Here is a 21,397-nt window from a genome sequence, read left to right on the forward strand (position 1 = left end):
TGGCGCATGACCGATGCCCTGTGGCCCGCCCCCGTCGCCACCGCAGCCGTGGACGCGACCGTCACCATCCCCGGCTCCAAGTCGGCGACCAACCGCGCGCTGGTGCTGGCCGCGCTCGCCGACGGCCCCGGCTGGGTGCGTCGGCCGCTGCGCAGCCGCGACTCCCAGCTGATGGCGGACGGCCTGCGGGCGCTCGGCGTGACCGTCGAGGAGACGGTGAACGCGGCCAGCGGCGGCACCGGTGGCGGCGAGGCCTGGCGGGTCATCCCGGCGCCGCAGCTGCTCGGCCCGGCCCGGGTCGACGTGGGCAACGCCGGCACGGTCATGCGCTTCCTGCCCCCGCTCGCGGCACTCGCCGACGGCCCGGTCCACTTCGACGGCGACCCGCGCTGCTACGAGCGGCCCCAGCACGGCGTGATCGACGCGCTGCGCACCCTCGGCGCGCGGATCGACGACGGCGGCCGCGGCGGCTTCCCGCTGACGGTGCACGGCACCGGCGCGGTCGACGGCGGCACGGTCGACGTGGACGCCTCCTCGTCCTCGCAGTTCATCTCCGCCCTGCTGCTCTCCGGCGCCCGCTACAACAACGGCGTGGAGATCCGGAACATCGGCGAGACGGTGCCCTCGCTGCCGCACATCCGGATGACGGTGGACATGGTCCGCAAGGCCGGCGGGCAGGTCGACGCCCCCGAGGACGGCGGTGAGAAGGACGTCTGGCGGGTCACCCCGGGCGCGCTGATCGGCCGCGACCTGGTGGTGGAGCCGGACCTCTCGAACGCGGCGCCGTTCTTCGCCGCGGCACTGGTCACCGGCGGCCGGGTCACCGTCCGGGACTGGCCGAGGCACACCTACCAGCCGGGCGACCAGCTGCGCGAGATCTACACGCGGATGGGCGGCACCTGCCGGTTCACCGACGAGGGCCTGGAGTTCACCGGCACCGGCCGGATCCGCGGAATCGAGGCGGACCTGCACGACGTCGGCGAGCTCACCCCGGTGATCGCCGCGGTGGCCGCGCTCGCGGACTCCGAGTCCCACCTGTACGGCATCGCCCACCTGCGGCTGCACGAGACGGACCGGCTGGCCGCGCTCGCCAAGGAGATCAACGACCTGGGCGGCGACGTGTCGGAGACCGAGGACGGCCTGCGGATCCGGCCGCGTCCGCTGCACGGCGGTGTGTTCCACACCTACGAGGACCACCGGCTGGCGACCGCCGCCGCGGTGATCGGCCTCGCGGTGGAGGGCGTCCGGGTGGAGAACGTGGCGACCACCGCCAAGACCCTGCCGGACTTCCCGCAGATGTGGGCCGACCTCCTCGGCCAGGGCTGACGGGGGCAGAGCAGCATGCGCCGCTACGGCAAGGACGCCGACGAGGACGACATCCGCAGCCGCCCCGCCCGGCGGGGCTCCCGGCCCCGCACCCGGATCCGGCCCAAGCACGACGACGCCGCCGAGGCGATGATCCTCACCATCGACCGCGGGCGGCTGACCTGCCTGGTCGACGCCGGGACGAAGAAGGAGCGCGAGGTCGTCGCCATGAAGGCCCGCGAGCTGGGCCGCAAGGGCGTCGTCGTCGGCGACCTGGTCGACGTGGTCGGCGACCTGTCCGGGGAGCCGGACACGCTGGCCCGGATCGTCCGGGTCGCCGAGCGCACCTCGGTGCTGCGGCGCACCGCGGACGACGACGACCCGTACGAGCGGATCGTGGTCGCCAACGCCGAGCAGCTGGCCATCGTCACCGCGCTGGCCGACCCGGAGCCGCGGCCGCGGCTGATCGACCGCTGCCTGGTGGCGGCGTACGACGCCGGGATGGAGCCGCTGCTGGTGCTCACCAAGTCCGACCTGGCGCCGGCCGAGCCGCTGCTGGAGGCGTACGCGCCGCTGGGCATCTCCTACGTGGTGACCCGGCGGGACGAGCTGGAGACGGCCGGCGCGGAGGCGGTGCGCGCGCACCTGCGCGGCCGCTCCACGGTGTTCATCGGGCACTCCGGCGTCGGCAAGACCACGCTGGTCAACGCGCTGGTGCCGGAGCGGCAGCGGAGCACCGGGCGCGTCAATGCGGTGACCGGCCGGGGCCGGCACACCACCGTCTCGGCGCTGGCGCTGCGGCTGCCGCCGCCGCCCGGCGCCAAGCCGGGCTCGAAGAAGGCGCTCGATCCGGGCTGGGTGATCGACACCCCGGGCTTCCGCTCCTTCGGCCTGTCGCACATCGACCCGTCCCGGGTCATCCTCGCCTTCCCGGACCTGGAGCCGGGCACGGCGGACTGCCCGCGGGCCTGCAGCCACGACGAGCCCGACTGCGCGCTGGACGCCTGGGTCGCGGCCGGCCACGCCGAGGCCGCCCGGCTGTACTCGCTGCGCCGGCTGCTCGACAGCCGCGAGGCCCACGAGGGCGACTGACCGCCACTGCGGGGACGGCGGCCCGTCCGAGGTGTCGGACGGGCCGGGTCCGGTGATCATAAGAGCGTGGGAGACGCTAGTACGGACACTCCGAGGGGCAAGGGAGTCAGCCCGATGGCATGGGCCTTGGTGATCCTCGCCGGTCTGCTGGAGACCGGCTTCGCGATCAACCTCAAACTGAGCCACGGCTTCACCCGGCTCTGGCCCACCATCAGCTTCTGCGCGTTCGCGCTGGGCAGCTTCGGCCTGCTGACGCTCTCGCTCAAGTCACTGCCGGTCGGCTCGGCGTACGCGGTCTGGACGGGCATCGGCGCGGCCGGCACCGCGGTGTACGGCATGGTCTTCCTCGAAGAGTCCAGCAGTGTGCTGAAACTGGTCTCGATCTCCCTGGTGATCGCGGGCGTGGTGGGCCTTCAGCTGAGCGGCTCCGGGCACTGATCCGCACGCCGGTTCGGTCCGCTGTGCGAGCCGCGCCGACCGATCCGGCCTCGGGTCGCTAGGGTTCGGGCATGGCCGACTATCACGACGACCTCCGACTCGCCCATGTCCTCGCCGACTCGGCCGACTCGGTCACCATGGAGCGCTTCAAGGCGCTGGACCTCAAGGTCGAGACCAAGCCGGACCTCACCCCGGTCAGCGACGCCGACAAGGCCGCCGAGGAGCTGGTGCGCAGCGTGCTGCAGCGGGCCCGCCCGCGCGACGCCGTGATGGGCGAGGAGTACGGCCTGCAGGGCTCCGGCCCGCGGCGCTGGGTGGTCGACCCGATCGACGGCACCAAGAACTACGTCCGCGGCGTGCCGGTCTGGGCGACCCTGATCGCCCTGCTGGAGGAGGGCATCGACGGCGAGCTGCAGCCGGTGGTGGGCATCGTCTCCGCGCCGGCGCTGAACCGCCGCTGGTGGGCGGCGCGCAGTCTCGGCGCGTACGCGGGCCGCAGCCTGGCCAAGGCGACGCGGATCCACGTCTCCGAGGTGGCCCGGGTCGAGGACGCCTCGTTCTCGTACTCCTCGCTGACCGGCTGGGAGGAGCGCGGCCGGCTGGACCCGTTCCTGGACCTCACCCGGGCCTGCTGGCGCACCCGGGCGTACGGCGACTTCTGGTCGTACATGATGGTCGCCGAGGGTTCGGCGGACATCGCGGCGGAGCCGGAGCTGAGCCTGTGGGACATGGCAGCGCCGTGCATCGTGGTGCAGGAGGCGGGCGGCCGGTTCACCGGCCTGGACGGCGTGGACGGGCCGAACGGCGCCGACGCGGTGGCCACCAACGGGCTGCTGCACGCGGAGACGCTGCGCCGCCTCAGCGTGTGAGCGACGGCTGACGGCCCGTCCGACGGGCGTGTTTCGGCGGGTGGTCGGCGAGGTTGCCGACCACCCGCCGCACGTTCCGGGCGGCGCTGAGGGCGCGGCAACTCCCTTGCAACAGAAGGGCCCTAGGCTCGACCGGGCAAGCGGCCGGTACCCGGTACCGCGCCTCCGTTCCCCGTGCGCCCACCCCGCCGGGCCACTGCCGAGGGGGACTCCCCACGTGCGTACGCTCCGCAGCATCCGCCACCGGCTCGCCCTGCTGCTCGCCCTGCCGACCGGCGCCCTGGTGATCCTGGGGGCGATCGGCACCGCCGACCGGGCCGGGCGGTTCGCCGACGCCGGCCGGACGGGCGACCGGGTGGCACTGGTGGTCGCCACCGAGGAGTTCGTCCACCAGCTCCAGCGCGAGCGCGGCCTCACCGCGGGCCTGCTCGGCGGCGAGACGTCCTTCCGGGCGCAGCTCGGCCCGCAGCGGGAGGCCGCCGACCAGGCCCGCCGGGAGCTCGACCGGCGCCTCGCCGACGATCCGCCCGGCGCGGAGCAGGTGCGCGGGGCGCTCGGCGGGCTGGGCACCCTCGCCCGGCTGCGCGGCCGGGCCGACACCGGTGCCGCCACCCGCACGGAGGCGCTGGAGTTCTTCACCGGCGCCGTCACCGCACTGAACACGGCCGCGTTCGCCGACCGCGACGACACCGGCGACCGGCGGCTGGCCGACGCGCTCGCCACCCTGCGGTCGCTCGGCGAGGCCACCGAGGCCACCGCGCTGGAGCGCGGAACGCTCAACGGGGTGCTGGCCGCCGGCTCCTTCCGGAACGGCGAGTACCCGGCGTTCGTCCGGATCACCGCGGTGCGGGCGGCCGCGCTCGCCGGCGTGCCGCGCACCGCCTCCCCCGCCCGCGCCGCCGCCCTGGACGCGGTGCTGCGCGGCCCGGACGCGGTCACCGTCGCCGGAATGGAGCAGCAGGCCCTGGACGGCTGGGCGGCGGACCGGCTGCCGGTGCGCGCGGACGCCTGGTGGCGAGCCGCGTCGGCGCTGGTCGACGGCCTGTACGAGGTGCAGTCGCAGGCCGCGGCGGACAGCCGGACCCGCGCGGACGAGCTGCGCTCGCAGGCGCTGCGCGGGCTGCTGGTGAACGCCGGGCTGGCGCTCGCCGCAGCGGTCGGGGCGGCGCTGCTGGGCCTGCTGGCGACCCGGTCGATCACCCGCCCGGTGGCGGCGCTGGCCGGGGAGGCCGAGGAACTGGCCGACCGGGTGCTGCCGGAGGCGGTGGAGCGGGCGCAGGCGGGTGGCACGGCGGGCGCGCCCGGCTCGACCGCGGCGGCGGGCACCGCGGAGCTGGAGGTGCTCGGGGCCGCACTGGACCGGGTGGCCGGGACGGCGCTGCGGCTGGCCGTCGAACAGTCGGTGCTGCGCCGGAACACGGCGGAGTCGCTGGCCGGCCTGGGGCGGCGCAACCAGGCGCTGGTGACCCGCCAGCTGGGGCTGCTGTCGACGCTGGAGAGCGGCGAGCACGATCCGGCGGCGCTGGCCAACCTGTTCGAACTCGACCACCTGGCGACCCGGATGCGGCGGAACGCGGAGAGCCTGCTGGTGCTGGTCGGCGAGGCGAGCCCGCGCCGCTGGCCGCAGCCGGTGGCGCTGGGCGACGTGGTGCGCTCGGCGCTGGGCGAGGTGGAGGACTACCGCCGGGTGGTGCTGCGGCGGGTGGACGGGGCGCTGGTGGACGGCGGTGCGGTCGCCGAGCTGGCGCACCTGCTGGCCGAGCTGATCGAGAACGCGCTGGCCGCGTCGCCGCCCGACACCGATGTGGAGGTCTTCACCCGGGTGGGGCCGGACGGCTGCCTGGTCGCGGTGGTGGACCGCGGGCCGGGCATGGACGAGGCGGCGCTGGACCGGGCGAACGCCCGGCTGGCGGGCCGGGAGAGCTTCCTGCTGGGCGAGGGCGGCCTGCTCGGGCACTACGTGGTGGGCCGGCTGGCGGAGCGGCTGGGCGCGGTCGTGCGCCTCGCGCCGGCGCCGGTGCACGGGGTGACGGCGACGGTGGCGCTGCCGCCGGCGCTGCTGGTGTCCGCGCCGCGGCAGGTGGCGGGCGGGGTGCGGGCGTGACGGGCTTCGAGGAGGGCGGGGCCGGCGAGGTGGTCCGCCCGTTCGTGATCACCGCGGGGCGCACCCGGCCGGTGCGGGACGAGCTGCGGGTCGAGACGCTGGTGACGGCGCCGCCCGCCGCGCTGGCGGCGCCGCTGGGCTTCGAGCGGCACCGGATCGTCGAGCTGTGCCAGTACCCGAGGTCGGTGGCGGAGCTGGCGGCGCTGCTGCCGGTGCCGCTCGGGGTGGCCCGGGTGCTGGTCGCGGACCTGGCCGCGGAGCGGTACGTGCGGGTGCACGAGCGGGCGGCGGAGGACGTGTCGGTGGCGCTGCTGGAGCGGATCCGGGACGGGCTGCTGCGGCTGTAGCCGGGAGAGTGGTGCGGGCCCCGGGTGCGCCGCTGCGCCCCCGGGGCCCGCGGTCTCAGGCCGTCACTTCTGCTTGCGCAGCTCGCGGACGGCGTCCTCCAGGCGGCGGCCGTAGTCGGCGTCGGCCCGGCGGAAGTTCTCGATCGCCCGCTCGACGATGTCGTCGCGGTCGGCGGAGACCTTGGCGATGAAGCCGGAGAGGTTCTCGATCAGACGCTGCTGCTCGCCGGCGTCCATCAGCCGGTAGAGGTTGCCGGCCTGCACGAAGTCGTCGTCCTCGGCGTGCGAGGGTGCCTCGTGGTTGCCGGTGGCGCCGGTGACCGGGACGGCGGACCAGAGCGGGCGGCCGGTCTGGACGGGGCCGCCGAAGCTGTTCGGCTCGTAGTTCTTCCGCCGGCCGTGGCGGCCGTCGTAGAGGTGGCCGTCGCGGCCGTTGGTGAAGGCCTCGGTGGCGTGCGGGCGGTTCACCGGCAGGTGGTCGGCGTTGATGCCGACGCGGTAGCGGTGGGCGTCCGCGTAGGCGAACAGGCGGCCCTGCAGCATCTTGTCCGGGGAGGGGCCGATGCCCGGCACGAAGTGCGCCGGGGAGAAGACCGACTGCTCGACCTCGGCGAAGATGTTGTCGGGGTTGCGGTTGAGCTCCAGCGTGCCGATCTCGATCGGCGGGTAGTCCGCGTGCGGCCAGACCTTGGTCAGGTCGAACGGGTTGAAGCGGTAGTTCGCGGCGTCGGCGGCGGGCATGATCTGCACCTGCACCGTCCAGGTCGGGAACTCGCCGCGCTCGATGGCCTCGCGCAGGTCGCGCTGGTGGCTGTCCGGGTCCTCGCCGGCGAGCGTGTTGGCCTCGGCCTGGGTGAGGTTCTTGATGCCCTGGTCGGTCTTGAAGTGGTACTTCACCCAGAAGTACTCGCCGGCCTCGTTCTGCCACTGGTAGGTGTGCGAGCCGTAGCCGTTGAGGTGGCGGTAGGACGCGGGGATGCCGCGGTCGCCGAACAGCCAGGTGACCTGGTGGGTGGACTCGGGCGACAGGCCCCAGAAGTCCCAGACGTTGTCGGCCTCCTGCGAGCCGCTGTACGGGTCGCGCTTCTGGGTGTGGATGAAGTCGGGGAACTTGATGGCGTCCTTGATGAAGAACACCGGGGTGTTGTTGCCGACCAGGTCGTAGTTGCCGTCCTCGGTGTAGAACTTCAGCGCGAAGCCGCGCGGGTCGCGCACCGCGTCGGCCGCGCCGAGGTTGCCGGCCACCGTGGAGAAGCGGAGGAAAGCCTCGGTCTGCTTGCCGACCTCGGAGAGGAACGTCGCCCGGGTCCAGGCCGTGACGTCCGCGGTCACCGTGAAGGTGCCGTAGGCGCCGGCGCCGCGGGCGTGCACCACGCGCTCCGGGATGCGCTCGCGGTTGAAGTGGGCGAGCTTCTCGAACAGCAGCTGATCCTGGATCAGCGCCGGGCCGCCGATGCCGGCCGTCTCGGTGTTCTGGTTGTCGGCCACCGGCGCACCGGACTCGGTGGTGAGGGTGGGCCGCAGCTCGTCCTGGCTGGTCATGGGGAGGGTCCTTCGCGTCGTCCGGTCGTATCGAGCCGATCCTAACTTGGACTTTGTCCAAGTCAACACTGGCCCTAACCCGAGACCTGTCCTACCCTGAGTTCATGAGTGACCTGTTGGAACGACTCCGCGGACGCGCCTGGCGGCTGACCGCGCAGCGCCGCGTGGTCGCGGAGGTCCTCGACGGCGACCACGTCCACCTCACGGCGGACGAGGTGCACGCCCGCGCGGTGGCGAGACTCCCCGAGATCTCCAGAGCCACCGTCTACAACACGCTCGGCGAACTGGTCTCGCTCGGCGAGGTGCTGGAGGTCTCCACCGACGGCCGCGCCAAGCGGTACGACCCCAACGCGCACCGGGCCCACCAGCACCTGGTCTGCTCCGGCTGCGGCACCATCCGCGACGTCCTGCCGGAGGGCGACCCGACGGCCGCCCTCCCCGCCGGCGAGCGCTTCGGCTTCACCGTGACCGGAGCCGAGATCACCTACCGCGGACTCTGCCCGGACTGCGCCGGCCCCTGAGGCCCGAGGCGCTCTATGCGCTGAGTTCCGCGCTCAGCGCACCGAGCAGCCGGGCCGCGCGCTCCGCCACCTCGGCCGGGCCGGACTCCGCGGCCCGCCGGCACCAGTTCTCCGCCTGCACGGGCTCGCCGCGCCGCAGCGCCAGCAGGGCCAGGCGCAGCGCGGCACGCCCGTGCCCCGCGTCGGCGGCTCTGGTGTACCAGAGCATGGCCTCGTTCTCGCTGTCCTGCCGCGCCAGCAGCAGGCCGAGGTTGAAGGCGGCGCTGCGGCTGCCCGCCTCGGCCGCCCGCCGGTACCAGTGCTCGGCGGTCTGCAGTTCGCCGCGTTCGGCGGCCCGCACGCCCATCCGCACCTGGGCTCTGCGGTGCTCGGCCTCGGCCGCCACCGTGTACCAGTGCTCGATCTCGGCGTCCGCGTCGCCGCGCCGCTCCAACACCGCGGCCAGCCGGAAGGCGCCCTCGGCGGAGCCGCCCGCGGCGGCCTGCCGGTAGCGCTCCAGCGCCCCGGCCGCGTGGCCGCGCTGCTCGTGCACCACGGCGAGCTGGAGTGCGGCCTCGCCGTGTCCCTCGGCGGCGGCCCGCGCGTACCACTCGTGGGCCTGCGGCAGTTCGCCCCGGCCGGCGTGCAGCACGCCCAGGTTGAAGGCGCCGTCGACGCTGCCCGCCTCGGCGGCCTTGGAGAACCAGGGCTCGGCGCCGGACTCGTCGCCGCGCTGCAGCAGCACCACGGCGAGCGCGTTGCACGCCTCCCGGTGGCCTGCGTACGCGGCCTTGCGGTACCACTGCTCGGCCTGGGTCTCGCGGCCCGTGCCGGCGCAGAGCAGGCCGAGGTTGAAGGCGCCGTTGTGGTCGCCCGCGTCCAGTGCGGCGCGGTACCAGCGCTCGGCCTCGGCGGCCTCGCCGCGGCCTGCGTGCAGGGCGCCGAGCGCGTTGGCGGCGTTGCCGTCGCCGGCCTCGGCGGCCTCCTGCCACCACTCGGCGGCGGCCCCGAGGTCGCCGGCGTCGCGCAGCAGGAAGCCGAGCGCGCAGGCCGCCCGGGGCTCGCCGTTCTGCGCGGACTGCCGGTACCAGCGGGCCGCCTCGTCGAGTTCGCCGCGCTCCTCCAGCAGCACGCCGAGCCGCAGTGCGGCGCGCGCGTGGCTGCGTGCGGCGGCGGTGCGGTACCAGGTCTCGGCGGTCTCCTTGTCGCCGGCGGCCTCGCGCATCCGGGCGAGCCGGTAGGCGGCCTCCCGGTGGCCGGCGTCGGCGGACACCTTGAACCAGCGCTCGGCGCGGACGTCGCGCCGATGCTCCATCAGATCGCCCAGGGCGTAGGCCCCGAGCGGGTGGCCGTGCTCGGCGGCGAAGTGCAGCCAGTACTCGGCGGCCTCCTCCTCGCCCTGGTCGCGCAGTTGGAGGCCGAGTGCGTGGGCGGCCGGCGCGGAGCCGGCCACGGCGGCCTGCCGCCACCACTGGGCAGCCTCGGCGCGGTGGCCGCGCTGGTGCAGCAGCACGCCGAGGTTGTTGGCCGCGGCACGGAGCCCGGCCGCGGCGGCGGCGCGCAGATACGGCTCGGCGTCCTCCAGGTCGCCGCGGCGCAGCAGCATCGCACCGAGCTGGCTGGCGGCACCGGGGTCGCCGGCGTCGGCGGCGGATCGGTGACGGCCCTCCAGGGCGGCCTGCTCGCGGGCCGCGAGGGCGCTCTCGAAGCTGGCGGCGTCCTCCGGTTCACCGGCGGGCTCGTCGTCGTCGGCCGGGTAGCGGCCGACGGCGTCGACGAGCTGCTGCGCGGAGATCCGGACGAGGCTCTCGGGGCCGTAGCTGCGCTGCGCGGGCAGGCCCTGCTGGGTGTCTTCCGCGGACTGCGCCCATGCGTCGGTGTCGGCCTCGACGTGCGCCTCCCGCACGGCGGCCGGCTCGGGCCTCGCGCCCGTGTCGTTCCTACCGATCAGCTTCATGCCGGCTCCCGCTCCCCCAGAGTGCTGCGGCATCCTCCGGGGGCGCCGGTGGCGGCGGCCTCCCTCCCCTGCCGGCCCGAAAGGGTGTCGGTCCGAAAAGGAGTCAACAGCCGTTCCGCGTCCCCCATGTGTTCCATCGTCGCATCACCCGGAACCCGCGTACACCTGCCCCGGACCACGTCTGGCGGAGCGGGCCGAAGCCTGCGGGATTGCTTCGGCGCTTTGTCGATTTCCCGACACTCGGGCCGCACAAACCCCGGCAGCGGCGGCGGGGCCGGGCCGGCCGAGTCGATACTACCGGAGCCGGGCCGCTCTTGATCGGAAAATGCCAAGGCCCGGAGGACCAGATTGTCTCTGGCGGCCTCCGGGCCCTGATCTTCAGTAGCGGGGACAGGATTTGAACCTGCGACCTCTGGGTTATGAGCCCAGCGAGCTACCGAGCTGCTCCACCCCGCGTCGTTGAAACAACCATAGCATGGACGCGGGGTGGACCAACAATCGGTTCTCGCAGCTCAGGGCGTGCCGGAGGGCGACGCCGAGGCCGAGGGGGACGGCGAGGCGGAGGGTGCCGGGGCGCCGGCCGGCTGTGCCTTGGCGGCCCGGTCCAGCGCCTCCTGGAGTGCCTTCTGCGCCTGCCCGTACGCCGCCCAGTCGCCGTTCTTCAGCGCGGTCTGACCGTCGGTGAAGGCCTTCTGGGCGTCCTGGAGGGCCTTCTGCAGGTCGGGGTTGCCGCCCGTGCCCGGAGTTCCGGGGGTGGGTGTGCTCGGCGTGGCGGGGGCGGTCGGGGTGGCCGTCGCGCCGCCGGACGCGCCCGGCAGTACGGCGGCGAGCGCCTTGGCCAGGTTGTCCTCCAGGGCGACCTTGTCCCCGTACACCGCCAGCACCTTCTGCATCACGGGTGCCTTGGCGCCGCGGCCGAGCAGGTACACCGGCTCGATGTTGAGCAGGCCGCCGCCGACCGGCAGGGTCAGCAGGTTGCCGTACTCGATGTCCGAATCGCTGCCGGTCTTCAGCAGGGTGAGCTGGTTGGCCACCGCCTTCTCGGAGTTGAACTTCGCCTGGGTCAGCTTCGGCCCGAGCGCGCCCGATCCGCCGGGGATCTTCAGGACGCGGATCTTGCCGTAGTCCGGGCCGGGGTCGGCGGTGACGGCCATGAACGCCGCCAGGTTGTCGCGGCCGCTCGGCACGAAGCTGCTGGAGAGCGAGAAGCTCGCCGAGGAGGCGCCGGGCATCTTCAGCGTCAGGTAGTACGGCGGCTGGACCTCACCGGTGTTGGTGGTGGGGTCGACCGGCACCTGCCAGATGTCCGTGCCGTTGAAGAAGGAGTCGGCGTCGGTCATGTGGTACTGGCCGAGCAGGTCGCGCTGCACCTTGAACAGGTCCTGCGGGTAGCGCAGGTGGGGCACCAGCGCGGCGGGGATCGCGGAACGGGCCTTGACCGTGCCGGGGAAGGCCTTCATCCAGGTCTTCAGCACCGGGTCGTTCTCGTCCCACTGGTACAGCGTCACCTCGCCGGTGTACGCGTCGACCGTGGCCTTCACCGAGTTGCGGATGTAGTTGACCGTGTTGACCGCGGTCAGGGTGCGGCCGCGCTGGTCGGTCAGCGAGTCCTTGGTGGACTCGCCCAGGGTGGTCTTGGAGGAGAACGGGTAGCCGTCCGAGGTGGTGTAGCCGTCCAGCACCCAGACCAGCTTGCCGTCCTGCACCACCGGGTACGGGTCGGCGTCGATCGACAGCCACGGGGCGACCTTCTCCACCCGCTCCTTGGGCGTGCGGTCGTAGATCACCCGGGCGCCGTCGGTGATCGCCCCCGAGTAGAGGATCTGCGGCTCGGCGAACTTCAGCGCGTACGCGGCCCGGGTCAGCGGGCTGTCCAGCGAGACGCCGCTGCCGCCGTCGTAGGTGAAGTTCTGGTCGGCGCCGCTCTCGGAGGTGTAGTCGATCTCCTGGTTGGAGCCGCCGACGATGGAGTACGTCCGGGTCTTCTCGCCGTAGTACACCCGCTGGCGGTAGTCGCCGAAGGTGCCGTCGGTGGGCAGGCCGGACTGGGTGTAGACCGGGTTGCCGTTGCCGTCGACCTGGTTGCCCTTGGCGGCGACGACGCCGTAGCCGTGGGTGTACTTGAAGTGGTCGTTGATCCAGTTCCGCTGCTGGACACCGCTCAGGTCGAGCTCGCGCACGCCGAGCACGGTGTCCTGGTTGCCGTACCGGTCGACGTCCAGCGTCCGCGGGAAGGCGTAGTACTTGCGCAGCGCCTCGTTCTGCTGGAACGTCGGCGCGACCACGTTCGGGTCCAGCAGGCGGATGTCCGCGATCGTCTGCGGGTCCGGCGCGGGGGCGCCCTGCTTGGCACCCTCCTTCGGGTCGTACTGCTGGGTCTCGGCGCCCGCGATGCCGTAGGCGGTACGGGTCGCGTCGATGTTCTTCTGGATGTACGGCGTCTCCTTGGCCTGCTCGTTCGGCTTGACCTGGAACTGCTGCACGATCGCCGGGTACACCCCGCCGATCAGCACCGCGGAGAGGGCCATCAGACCGAAGCCGATCAGTGCCGGCGCCCAGGTGCGGCGGATCGGCGTCAGGAAGAAGAGCAGTGCGCAGATGACGGCGACGAAGAACAGGATGGTCTTGGCCGGCAGGAAGGCGTTGGCGTCCACGTAGCGTAGGCCCGTCCAGCCGTCCACGCCCTTGTAGGCGCCGGACTTGACCGCCAGGCCGTACCGGTCCAGCCAGTAGGCGACGGCCTTCAGCAGCACGAACACGCCGAGCAGCACCGCGAGGTGGCCCTGTGCGCCGCGGCTGGCACGGCGGCCCGGCCCCTGCAGGCGCAGGCCGCCGTACAGGTAGTGCACCAGGACGGAGGCCATCAGGGAGACGATCACCGCGCTGAAGGCGAAGCCCAGCAGGAACTCGTACCAGGGCAGGTCGAAGGCGTAGAAGGCGACGTCCCGGTGGAACTGAGGGTCCTTCACCCCGAACGGCGTCCGGTTGGTCCACAGCAGCCACGTGCGCCACTGCCCGGAGGCCGCGGCGCCGGCCACCAGGCCGACCAGCAGGGCGACCGCGAGCAGCAGCCACTTCTTGTACGGCGCGACGCCCGCCCGGTAGCGGTCCAGGCTCTGCTGCTCGACCGACATCGCGGCCAGCGGCGGCCGCAGCCGGTGCGCCAGCCAGACGTTGAACCCGACCACCACGGCCATCAGCAGGCCGAACACGGCGAACAGGCCGGCCTTCGTCCGCAGCTGGGTGGTGAAGACCGTGGTGTAGTCGACCGATTTGAACCACAGCCAGTCCGTCCAGAAGCCGGACACCAGCGCGAACAGCAGGAACAGCACGGCGAGCACACCGGCGGTCAGCAGCAGAACCCGGGTGCGGCGCGAGGGCGGGCCGACTCTGGCGCGGAAGCCCGGCTCCGGGCGGTCCGGCATCTGGAAAACCAAGGTGGCACCTCTGCTGTGTCGTCGGCGTGGTCGGATCGGTCCTCAGTGCAACTTAGACCGTCTTCACCTGAGTTCCCGCCGGGCCGGTCGGCGGCCCTCCCGAGACCCGACCGTTACCGGGCCCGGCGGGGCCGCCGGGGGCCGTGGGCATGTGAGGATTGGGACATGTCCGATGCACCCCTCACGCCCGCCGACGGCCTGCCGCCGGCCGCGTCCCCGCTGACCCGCGCCGCCCTGGAGATCGACGAGTACGCGGCCACGCTCGGCTGGGACCTCCCGGCCCGGCTGTTCGCACTGGTCGACACCGCCGCGCTGCGCAAGGCCGACCCGAAGCTGGCCCGCCAGCTCGGTCTGGCCGACGACGAGGCCACCGGGCTGACCCCGGTCGAGCAGGAGGAGCTGCCTGCCGGCGCCGAGTTGGACAAGTTCCTCGGCACCATCGCCTGGCCGGACCAGGTGGTCGGCTGCGCGCTGGTGGTCGAGCGGCTGATGCTGCCGCCCGGTGCCGAGCAGTCCCGCCCGAAGAACGCCACCGACAAGGAGATCGCCGACTGGGTGGCCGGCCACCCGCAGCGCCAGGAGGTGCGGATCACCGCCGCCGTGCTGCGCGACGGCTCCCGGGAGATCGCCCTGCGGCTGCGCGAGAAGGACGTCGCCCGCGAGGTGCTGACCGGCCCCGACCTGGTGCCGGGGCTGACCGAGGCCCTGCTGGCCACCTTCGCCTGAGGTCCTCCGGGGCCCCGGGCGTCACCGGGGCTCCGGGCTACTTCGGGCAGGACGGCAGGTCCGCGGCCCGGCCGGCACGGATCTGGTCCATCGCCTTCAGCGCGCCGTCCAGGCTCTCCACCTTGACCAGGGTCAGCCCGCCCGGGGTGCCCTTGACGGCCTCGGAGCAGTTCTCGGCCGGCGTCATGAAGTACTCGGCGCCCTTGTCCCGGGCCGCGATCAGCTTCATCTGGATGCCGCCGATCGGGCCGACCTCGCCGTTGTCGCTGATGGTGCCGGTGCCCGCGACGAACTTCCCGCCGGTGAGGTCACCGGGCGTCAGCTTGTCGACGATGCCGAGCGAGAACATCAGGCCGGCGCTGGGGCCGCCGACGTCCTGCAGGCCGATGTCGATGGTGAACGGGTAGGTGTGGTCCGTCCCCGGCAGGATGCCGACGATGGCCCGCCCGTCGGTGGCCTTGGCGGTGGTGACGGCGACCTTCTTCTCGGCGGCCGTACTGCCGGTGCCGCCCGTACTGCCGGTGCCGTTCGTACCGCCGCTGCCGCTCGTGGCGGTGTGCGGGACGACCGTGAACTCCACCGTCTCGCCGGGCTTGTGCTTGGTGACCAGCGCGGCCACCTGGTCCTTGGCGGTCACCGCGGTGCCGTCCACCGCGACGATCCGGTCGCCGGCGTGCAGCTTGCCCTCGGAGGGCCCGCCCGCCACCACCGAGGAGACCACGATCTGGGTGCCGACCGGGATGCCGAGCTGCTTGAGCGCCGCCGTCTTGGCGCTGTCCTCGGAGGAGGCGAACTGCTCGGCGTTCTCCTGCTGGGCCTCCTTGTCGGTCTGGCCCTTCGGGTAGACGTTGTCGTGCGGCACCACGAGGACGTCCTTGCGCAGCCAGCCGATCACCGCGGAGACCAGGCTCGGCTCGTACTTGGCGCCGGTGACCTGGACCGTCGTCATGTTGAGGTGGCCGCTCGTCGGGTACGTCTCGTGCCCGCTGATCGCGATCACCGGCACCGAGCCGCCCGACTTCTTCTCCTGCTCACCGAGGGTGTTGTAGGTCGGGCCCGGACTCATCTCGGTGTACGGCACCCTCATCAGCACGGAGGCGCAGAGCAGGCCTATGAGCAGCAGGGTGGCGGCGAGCATCGTCGCGGAGCGGCGTGGCATGGATCGACAGTACGGGACGTCGGCGGCCCGGCGCTGCCCGGCCCGGGGGCTCAGCCGCGCGGGGACTCGCCGGAACCGGCGGTGGAGCGCTCCATGGCGGCGCGGAAACGCTCGTGCTCGGCGAGCGAGGCCGGATCACCGGTGGCGCGGGGGGTGCGGGCCGCCCAGCCCGCCCAGACCATGGCGGCCAGTGCGGCGGCGACGGGGATGATCAACCAGGCGAGCGCAGCCATGTTCGTTCTCCCAGCTCGTCGTGTCTATCAGCAGATTAACCGTCCGCGCAGACAACGGTGCGGGCACCGTCCGGGTTACGGCCGCGGTTCACCCGCAGCGGGTTCGTGACGCGTCCTTGGCAGGGCCCCGACGGGGGCCTCCGCACACCGCGGACGGGGCCCCCCGGGGTCCGGCGGAAGACCGGACGGGCGGGACGGGCGGGGCTGGCGAACGGGCTACGGCGGCGGTCAGCAGGTGCCCGCGCCGACCCACTCCTCCTGGCCGTCGCTGAAGACCTGGTGCTTCCAGATCGGCACCTGGTGCTTGAGGTCGTCGATCAGCCGGCGGGCCGCCGCGAAGGCGTCGCCGCGGTGGGCGCAGGAGACGGCGACGACGACCGCCTTGTCGGTGATCTCCAGCCGGCCGACCCGGTGCACCGCCGCCAGCGCCTTCACCGGGAAGTCGGCGACGATCTTCTCGGCGATCCGCCGCATCTCCGCCTCGGCGGTCGGGTGTGCGCTGTACTCCAGCGCCGAGACGGACTTGCCGCCGTCGTGGTCGCGGACCGTCCCCACGAAGACCGTGGTGCCGCCGGCCGCGTCGTCGCCGACCGCCTCGTACACCTCGTCCAGCGAGAGCGGGGTGTCCCGGATGGCGAGCAGGCGGATCGGGTCGTGGTTCTCGGACATGGTCACCATGATTCCCCATGACAGGTGGCGCTCGGCAAGTGGTTCCGTATCACGATTGCGCCATTCCGCATACCGGAACAGCGCCCGGTGTGGGCCGCCTAGAACCGTCTGCGCTTGCGGGCGCGACGGACCAGGGCGGCCGTGCCCACCAGGGCGACGGTGGCGCCGGCGGCGCCCAGGCTGGTGGCGGCCTCCTTGCCGCCGAGCCGGCGGCCGGCCACCGCGTGCTTGCCGGAGACCTGGGCGAGGAGCTCGGCGAGCACCTCCTCGTTGCCGTACTCCGGCCGCCAGCCGGCCTCGTGCAGCCTGCTGCCGGAGACCACCCAGGGGTACATGGTGTAGGCGAGGTCGCCGGCCGGGGCCGGGGTCAGGCCGAGGCGGTGCAACCGGGCCGCGGTGCCGAGGGCCAGCGAGGCGGGCAGCTCCATGCGGCGGATGCCGGAGAGCTCCTCCACGTCCTCCTGCTCCAGCCAGCCGTCGCAGCCGACGGTGACCTCGCCCTCGACCAGGCCGAGCGCCGCGTACTCCAGCGCCGAGGCGAGGTCGTCGACGTGGCAGAACTGCCAGCAGGGCCGCGAGCCGGCCACCACCAGCAGCCGGGGCGCCTCGAAGTGCCGGGTCAGCACGGTGTCGATGCCGGGGCCGACCACCACCGCCGGGCGGAGCACGGTGATCTGCAGGCCCGGGTGGGCGCGCGGGGCGCGGCGGGCGAGCCGCTCGATCTCCAGCAGGTCGCCGACCAGCGAGGCCTCCTCGGTGGCCCGCAACTCGGAGTCCTCGGCGAGCGGCACCTCGTTGTCCGGCAGCGCGCCGTAGACCATCGCCGAGGTGCAGAGCACCACCCGGGAGACGCCGGCCGCCGCGGCGGCGGTCACCACGGTCTGCGCGCCCCGCACGTTGTACGCGCTCCGGGCACGCGGGTCGGTCTCCATGCCGAGGTCCATCGCGAGGTGGACGACCACGTCCACCCCGGCCAGGCGCTCCGCCACGGCCGGGTCACGGACGTCGAGGATCCGCCACTGCATACCGGGCACCTCGCCGCGCCGGTCGTCGATGGCGAGCACCCGGCGGACCCCGGGGGACCCGACCAGCCGGGCCGCGACCCGCTCGCCGAGCACGCCGGCCGCCCCGGTGACGGCCACGGTCAGTGGCCTGCCGCCGTAGGCTGGAGACGGCGAACCCGCGGCGGCAGCGGTGTCGTCCTCACCTCCGGTCAGCCCAGAGCGAACGTCCGAAGGCGGGGAACTCACCGGCCATCCTCCACGGTTAGCTTAAGTGCGTACGTACGAGTGTCACGTAGCGTCCATCCTGCCCGAGGCAAGGGCCCGGCGGGCGCACCCGGCGCCATCGGGCCGCGAGACCATGGACACGTCCCGCCTCCGCGGGCACACGAATTCCCCGCCACATCCCGCGTGACGGCCGAGCAGATCTGAGGACCCCGTGAGCGACCTCCCCTTCGGATTCGGTGTCCCGCCCGAGGAGCCCGAGGACGGCAAGGACAAGAAGGACGACCAGGGCAACGCCGCCGCCGAGGGCAAGGGCGGCCAGGGCGAGACCCCTCAGCAGCCTTTCGGTTTCGGCGCGGGCAACCCGCTCGGCGCGCTGTTCGGCATGGGCGGCGCGGGGGGCGACAACCCCTTCGGCGCGATGATGGGCAACCTCAACCCCAACGACCTCGGTGCCGCCTTCCAGCAGCTCGGCCAGATGCTGTCCTTCGACGGCGGCCCGGTGAACTGGGAGCTGGCGCAGAACATCGCCCGGCAGACGGTGGTCGCGGAGCCCGCCGAGGGCCGCAGCAAGGACCGCTCGGTCGGCGCGGCCGAGCGCACCGCGGTCGTCGAGGCCGTCCGCCTCGCCGAGTTGTGGCTGGACGCGGCCACCGAGTTCCCGTCCGGCTCGTCCACCGCCGTGGCGTGGAGCCGCGCCGAGTGGATCGAGGCGACCCTGCCGGTCTGGAAGGACCTCGTCGACCCGGTCGCCGAGCGGGTGGGCAACGCCATGGGCGGCGTGCTGCCGCCGGAGATGCAGGCCATGGCCGGTCCGCTGATGGGCGTGATGCGCTCGATGGGCGGCGCCATGTTCGGCACCCAGATCGGGCAGGCGCTGGGCGCGCTCGCCGCCGAGGTGGTCGGCTCCACCGACGTCGGCCTGCCGCTCGCCCCGGCCGGCAAGGCCGCGCTGCTGCCGCAGAACATCGCCGAGTTCGGCGAGGGCCTGAGCGTGCCCGCCGACGAGGTGCGGCTCTACCTGGCCCTGCGCGAGGCGGCCCACCAGCGGCTGTTCGCCCACGTGCCGTGGCTGCGGGCGCACCTGTTCGGCGCGGTCGAGGCGTACGCGCGCGGCATCAAGGTCGACACCTCCCGGATGGAGGAGCTGGTCGGCCAGCTCGACCCGACCAACCCGGAGGCCCTGCAGGAGGCGCTGGCCGGCGGTCTGCTGCAGCCCGAGGACACCCCCGAGCAGAAGGCCGCGCTGGCCCGGCTGGAGACGGCGCTGGCACTGGTCGAGGGCTGGGTGGACGCGGTCGTGCACGCCGCGGCCCAGCCGCACCTGCCGCAGGCCGCGGCGCTCCGCGAGACGCTGCGCCGCCGCCGGGCCACCGGCGGTCCGGCCGAGCAGACCTTCGCCACCCTGGTCGGCCTGGAGCTGCGCCCGCGCCGGCTGCGGGACGCCTCCCGGCTGTGGGCCTCGCTCGCCGACGCCCGCGGCATCGAGGGCCGCGACGCGCTGTGGGAGCACCCGGACATGCTGCCGACCGCCGCCGACCTGGACGACCCGGACGGCTTCGTGCACCGCCAGGAGGAGGGCGGCATCGACTTCGACGCCCTCGACAAGCTGCTCGGCGACGCCGCCCGCGGCGAGAGCACCGGGAAGGCCGACAGCGGCGACACCACCGAGCACCCCGACAGCGCCGAGGGCACCGACGGCGGCGCGGACAAGGACGGCGGCAAGTGAGCGACGCCCTGCACCGGGACGCCGTCCGCACCCTGCAGGACTGGAAGTCCGCCGATCCCGGCCAGGACCGGCTGCGGCTCGACTACCTCGACCACCTCGCCGCCCGCCCCGACGGGATGATGCGCGCCTGCCTGCCCGCCCACATCACCGCCAGCGCGGTGGTGGTGGACCCGGCCGCCGGGCGGGTGCTGCTGACCCTGCACCCCAAGGTCGGCCGGTGGCTGCAGATGGGCGGCCACTGTGAACCGGGCGACGGCACGCTCGCGGACGCGGCGCTGCGCGAGGCCGTCGAGGAGTCCGGCATCGCGGGCCTGGCGCTGCTCACCGGCGTCGACGGGCAGCCGGTGCCGGTCAAGCTCGACCGCCACCAGGTCCGCTGCGCTGGCAAGGAGCTCCCGGAGAACACCCACCTGGACGTGCAGTACGTGGCGGTCGCCCCGCCCGGCGCGCAGGAGCTGATCAGCGAGGAGTCGCTGGACCTGCGCTGGTTCGGCTACGACGAGCTGCCCGAGCTGACGGACGGTTCGGTGCGGACCTTGGTCGGGCTCGCCCGCGCCCTGGTCTGAGCCGTCCGCACGGCCCGCTCCCGCACACGCGCGGAGGCGGGCCGTCGGCCTGCCCGGGGCGATTCAGCCGCGCGGCACGCGCTGCGGCGGCAGCAGCTCGCTGGGCTGCACGATCACGAACCCGCTGCCGGTGAAGGCCAGCTCCCAGCCCTCGGTCGCGGTGCCGCGCCGGCGCCAGGCCTCGGTGTTGGTGCTCTGCGCCTGCAGCTGCACCTCCAGCCCCGAGGACCAGCCGACGACCGCGTCGGCGTCGCCGTAGACGTAGCGGCCGGGCTCCACCGGCATCACCAGCGGGCGGCCCGAGGTCATCAGCACCAGGCCGCCGGTGCCGGACACCTCCAGGCAGCGGCTGCCGACGCCGGCGATCCGGTCGCCGTTCTCGATCGCCACGGTGTGCCAGTCCAGGGTGGTGTCCAGGGCCAGCACGTAGCTGTTGGTGACCACCAGACGCTCCTGGTTCAGCTGCAGCACGTGCAGGTGCTGGGCCAGGTTGGCGAGGTAGACCGTGCCGGTGCCGGAGCAGCGCATCAGGTCGAGCACGCCGGCGTCGCGGCGCCGGTTGGCGCCCTGCCGGCCGCTGCCGCTGCGGCGGTTGTTACCGGAGGGCGGCGTCCAGCCGGTGAAGTCCACCCGGCCGACGTGCGCGACCATGGCGCCGCTGCGGGCGAGCACCTCGGACCGGCCGTCCAGGGTGACCCGCAGCAGCTGCGGGTTCTGCAGCGCGAAGCGGTCGGTGCCGGTGCCGGCGGTGTGCGCCAGGAGGGGGCTCTGCACGGAGGGGCTCCTCGAACTCGGTTCTCAGCCGCGGATCTTGAGGCGGTCGGCGGTGTCCTCGCTGGGCTGTACGACGACGAAGCCGTGGCCCCGGAAGCCGAGTTGCAGCGCCTCGCCGCTGCCGCGGCCGATCAGCGAGCCGACCTTGACCGTCCGGCGGGTGCGCACCTCGAGGCCGGTGGTCCAGGCGACCAGCGCGTCCGGGTCGACGAAGGTCTCGGTGTCCGCGCAGTCCAGCACCACGGGCACGCCGCGGGAGGTGACGGAGACCCAGCCGCTGCCGGTCACCGTGACGTTGTAGAGGCCGGTGCCGGCCAGCAGCACGGGACCGCGGACCTTCTCCACCGAGCAGGCGAGGGTGGCGTCCATGGCCAGCAGGTGCGAGCCGTTGACCGACAGCGACTCCTCGGCGAGCTGCAGGTTGAGCACGTCGGCGCCCATGTCGGCGAGGTAGAGCGCGCCGTCACCGGTCCACTGCAGCAACGGGCTGCGCTCGCCGGACGCCCACTCGCCGAGCGCCCGCCGCAGCGACTGCGGCACCGGCTCGTACTGCAGGAAGCCCTCGTAGGCCACCATCGCGCCGGCCTTGGCGTAGACGTCGGCCCCGGTCGTCAGCGCCACCCGGCACATGGCCGTGCCGTGGTTGCTCATCCGCACCCCGGTGTCGGCGGCGCGGTACACGTCGAGCCCGCCGCCGGAGAGGAACTGCGCCTCCATTAATCCT

The 21,397-nt window shown here is 73.6% G+C and carries 19 protein-coding genes and 1 tRNA gene; 10 read left to right on the forward strand and 10 right to left on the reverse strand.

What is annotated here, in order from left to right:
* Positions 1 to 6 precede the first annotated feature (6 nt).
* The 6 genes from aroA to AB0P35_RS11405 all read left to right on the forward strand — a co-directional run bounded on the left by aroA (position 7) and on the right by AB0P35_RS11405 (position 6,155).
* Positions 7 to 1,326, forward strand: a complete 1,320-nt coding sequence (aroA, locus tag AB0P35_RS11380) for a 3-phosphoshikimate 1-carboxyvinyltransferase (RefSeq protein ID WP_363509494.1) — start codon at positions 7 to 9, stop codon at positions 1,324 to 1,326.
* A 15-nt stretch (positions 1,327 to 1,341) separates the two neighbouring features.
* Positions 1,342 to 2,397 (forward strand): ribosome small subunit-dependent GTPase A, encoded by a 1,056-nt coding sequence (gene rsgA / locus AB0P35_RS11385; RefSeq protein WP_363509496.1) that lies wholly within the window; start codon positions 1,342 to 1,344, stop codon positions 2,395 to 2,397.
* A gap of 114 nt (positions 2,398 to 2,511) precedes the next feature.
* Positions 2,512 to 2,835 carry a multidrug efflux SMR transporter gene (locus tag AB0P35_RS11390; protein WP_095873246.1) on the forward strand — a complete coding sequence of 108 codons (324 nt, stop codon included), beginning with the start codon at positions 2,512 to 2,514 and terminating at the stop codon, positions 2,833 to 2,835.
* 71 nt (positions 2,836 to 2,906) lie between these two features.
* Positions 2,907 to 3,704, forward strand: a complete 798-nt coding sequence (gene hisN / locus AB0P35_RS11395) for a histidinol-phosphatase (protein WP_363509498.1) — start codon at positions 2,907 to 2,909, stop codon at positions 3,702 to 3,704.
* Between the two features lie 217 nt (positions 3,705 to 3,921).
* Positions 3,922 to 5,808, forward strand: coding sequence for a nitrate- and nitrite sensing domain-containing protein (locus AB0P35_RS11400; RefSeq protein ID WP_363509500.1), 1,887 nt, complete (start codon positions 3,922 to 3,924; stop codon positions 5,806 to 5,808).
* Positions 5,805 to 6,155, forward strand: a complete 351-nt coding sequence (locus AB0P35_RS11405) for a DUF742 domain-containing protein (RefSeq protein ID WP_095873249.1) — start codon at positions 5,805 to 5,807, stop codon at positions 6,153 to 6,155. The genes AB0P35_RS11400 and AB0P35_RS11405 overlap by 4 nt, the downstream gene beginning before the upstream one ends.
* Before the next feature lie 63 nt (positions 6,156 to 6,218).
* Here AB0P35_RS11405 and AB0P35_RS11410 read toward each other — a convergent pair whose 3' ends face one another.
* Positions 6,219 to 7,697 (reverse strand): catalase, encoded by a 1,479-nt coding sequence (locus tag AB0P35_RS11410; protein WP_363509502.1) that lies wholly within the window; start codon positions 7,695 to 7,697, stop codon positions 6,219 to 6,221.
* A 104-nt stretch (positions 7,698 to 7,801) separates the two neighbouring features.
* Here AB0P35_RS11410 and AB0P35_RS11415 point away from each other — a divergent pair, with 104 nt between their 5' ends.
* Positions 7,802 to 8,218 carry a transcriptional repressor gene (locus AB0P35_RS11415; protein WP_363509504.1) on the forward strand — a complete coding sequence of 139 codons (417 nt, stop codon included), beginning with the start codon at positions 7,802 to 7,804 and terminating at the stop codon, positions 8,216 to 8,218.
* A gap of 13 nt (positions 8,219 to 8,231) precedes the next feature.
* Here the strand turns inward: AB0P35_RS11415 and AB0P35_RS11420 are convergent, their stop codons facing one another.
* The 3 genes from AB0P35_RS11420 to AB0P35_RS11430 form a co-directional block, all read right to left on the reverse strand.
* Positions 8,232 to 10,154 carry a tetratricopeptide repeat protein gene (locus AB0P35_RS11420; protein WP_363509506.1) on the reverse strand — a complete coding sequence of 641 codons (1,923 nt, stop codon included), beginning with the start codon at positions 10,152 to 10,154 and terminating at the stop codon, positions 8,232 to 8,234.
* Between the two features lie 382 nt (positions 10,155 to 10,536).
* Positions 10,537 to 10,610, reverse strand: a tRNA-Met gene (locus AB0P35_RS11425).
* Between the two features lie 56 nt (positions 10,611 to 10,666).
* A complete protein-coding gene (locus AB0P35_RS11430) occupies positions 10,667 to 13,579 on the reverse strand; it encodes a UPF0182 family protein (protein ID WP_363509613.1) in 2,913 nt (970 codons plus the stop codon).
* Between the two features lie 177 nt (positions 13,580 to 13,756).
* Here AB0P35_RS11430 and AB0P35_RS11435 point away from each other — a divergent pair, with 177 nt between their 5' ends.
* On the forward strand, positions 13,757 to 14,317 hold the full coding sequence (locus AB0P35_RS11435; RefSeq protein ID WP_095873253.1) for a PPA1309 family protein: 561 nt from the start codon (positions 13,757 to 13,759) through the stop codon (positions 14,315 to 14,317).
* 37 nt (positions 14,318 to 14,354) lie between these two features.
* Here AB0P35_RS11435 and AB0P35_RS11440 read toward each other — a convergent pair whose 3' ends face one another.
* The 4 genes from AB0P35_RS11440 to AB0P35_RS11455 all read right to left on the reverse strand — a co-directional run bounded on the left by AB0P35_RS11440 (position 14,355) and on the right by AB0P35_RS11455 (position 17,526).
* Positions 14,355 to 15,476, reverse strand: coding sequence for a PDZ domain-containing protein (locus AB0P35_RS11440; protein WP_363509508.1), 1,122 nt, complete (start codon positions 15,474 to 15,476; stop codon positions 14,355 to 14,357).
* A gap of 50 nt (positions 15,477 to 15,526) precedes the next feature.
* The gene (locus AB0P35_RS11445) at positions 15,527 to 15,709 is read right to left on the reverse strand and encodes a hypothetical protein (protein ID WP_095873255.1); all 183 of its coding nucleotides are present in this window, start codon (positions 15,707 to 15,709) and stop codon (positions 15,527 to 15,529) included.
* Positions 15,710 to 15,937: 228 nt separating this feature from the next.
* Positions 15,938 to 16,378 carry a molybdenum cofactor biosynthesis protein MoaE gene (locus AB0P35_RS11450; RefSeq protein ID WP_257019060.1) on the reverse strand — a complete coding sequence of 147 codons (441 nt, stop codon included), beginning with the start codon at positions 16,376 to 16,378 and terminating at the stop codon, positions 15,938 to 15,940.
* Between the two features lie 98 nt (positions 16,379 to 16,476).
* Entirely contained in the window at positions 16,477 to 17,526 is a 1,050-nt protein-coding gene (locus tag AB0P35_RS11455; protein ID WP_363509615.1) for an NAD-dependent epimerase/dehydratase family protein, read from the reverse strand.
* Positions 17,527 to 17,818: 292 nt separating this feature from the next.
* On the opposite strand from AB0P35_RS11455, the gene AB0P35_RS11460 reads away from it, so the two are divergent.
* Together AB0P35_RS11460 and AB0P35_RS11465 are read left to right on the forward strand one after the other, a co-directional pair.
* On the forward strand, positions 17,819 to 19,333 hold the full coding sequence (locus AB0P35_RS11460) for a zinc-dependent metalloprotease (RefSeq protein WP_363509511.1): 1,515 nt from the start codon (positions 17,819 to 17,821) through the stop codon (positions 19,331 to 19,333).
* Entirely contained in the window at positions 19,330 to 19,899 is a 570-nt protein-coding gene (locus tag AB0P35_RS11465; RefSeq protein WP_363509513.1) for an NUDIX hydrolase, read from the forward strand. Before AB0P35_RS11460 ends, AB0P35_RS11465 begins: the two co-directional genes overlap by 4 nt.
* Positions 19,900 to 19,962: 63 nt before the next feature.
* Here the strand turns inward: AB0P35_RS11465 and AB0P35_RS11470 are convergent, their stop codons facing one another.
* Positions 19,963 to 20,673 carry an AIM24 family protein gene (locus tag AB0P35_RS11470; RefSeq protein WP_363509515.1) on the reverse strand — a complete coding sequence of 237 codons (711 nt, stop codon included), beginning with the start codon at positions 20,671 to 20,673 and terminating at the stop codon, positions 19,963 to 19,965.
* 24 nt (positions 20,674 to 20,697) lie between these two features.
* Positions 20,698 to 21,390 (reverse strand): AIM24 family protein, encoded by a 693-nt coding sequence (locus AB0P35_RS11475; protein ID WP_363509517.1) that lies wholly within the window; start codon positions 21,388 to 21,390, stop codon positions 20,698 to 20,700.
* Positions 21,391 to 21,397: the final 7 nt, after the last annotated feature.

The sequence above is a fragment of the Kitasatospora sp. NPDC085879 genome (assembly GCF_040686255.1).
In the GTDB taxonomy this organism is placed as follows: Bacteria; Actinomycetota; Actinomycetes; order Streptomycetales; family Streptomycetaceae; genus Kitasatospora.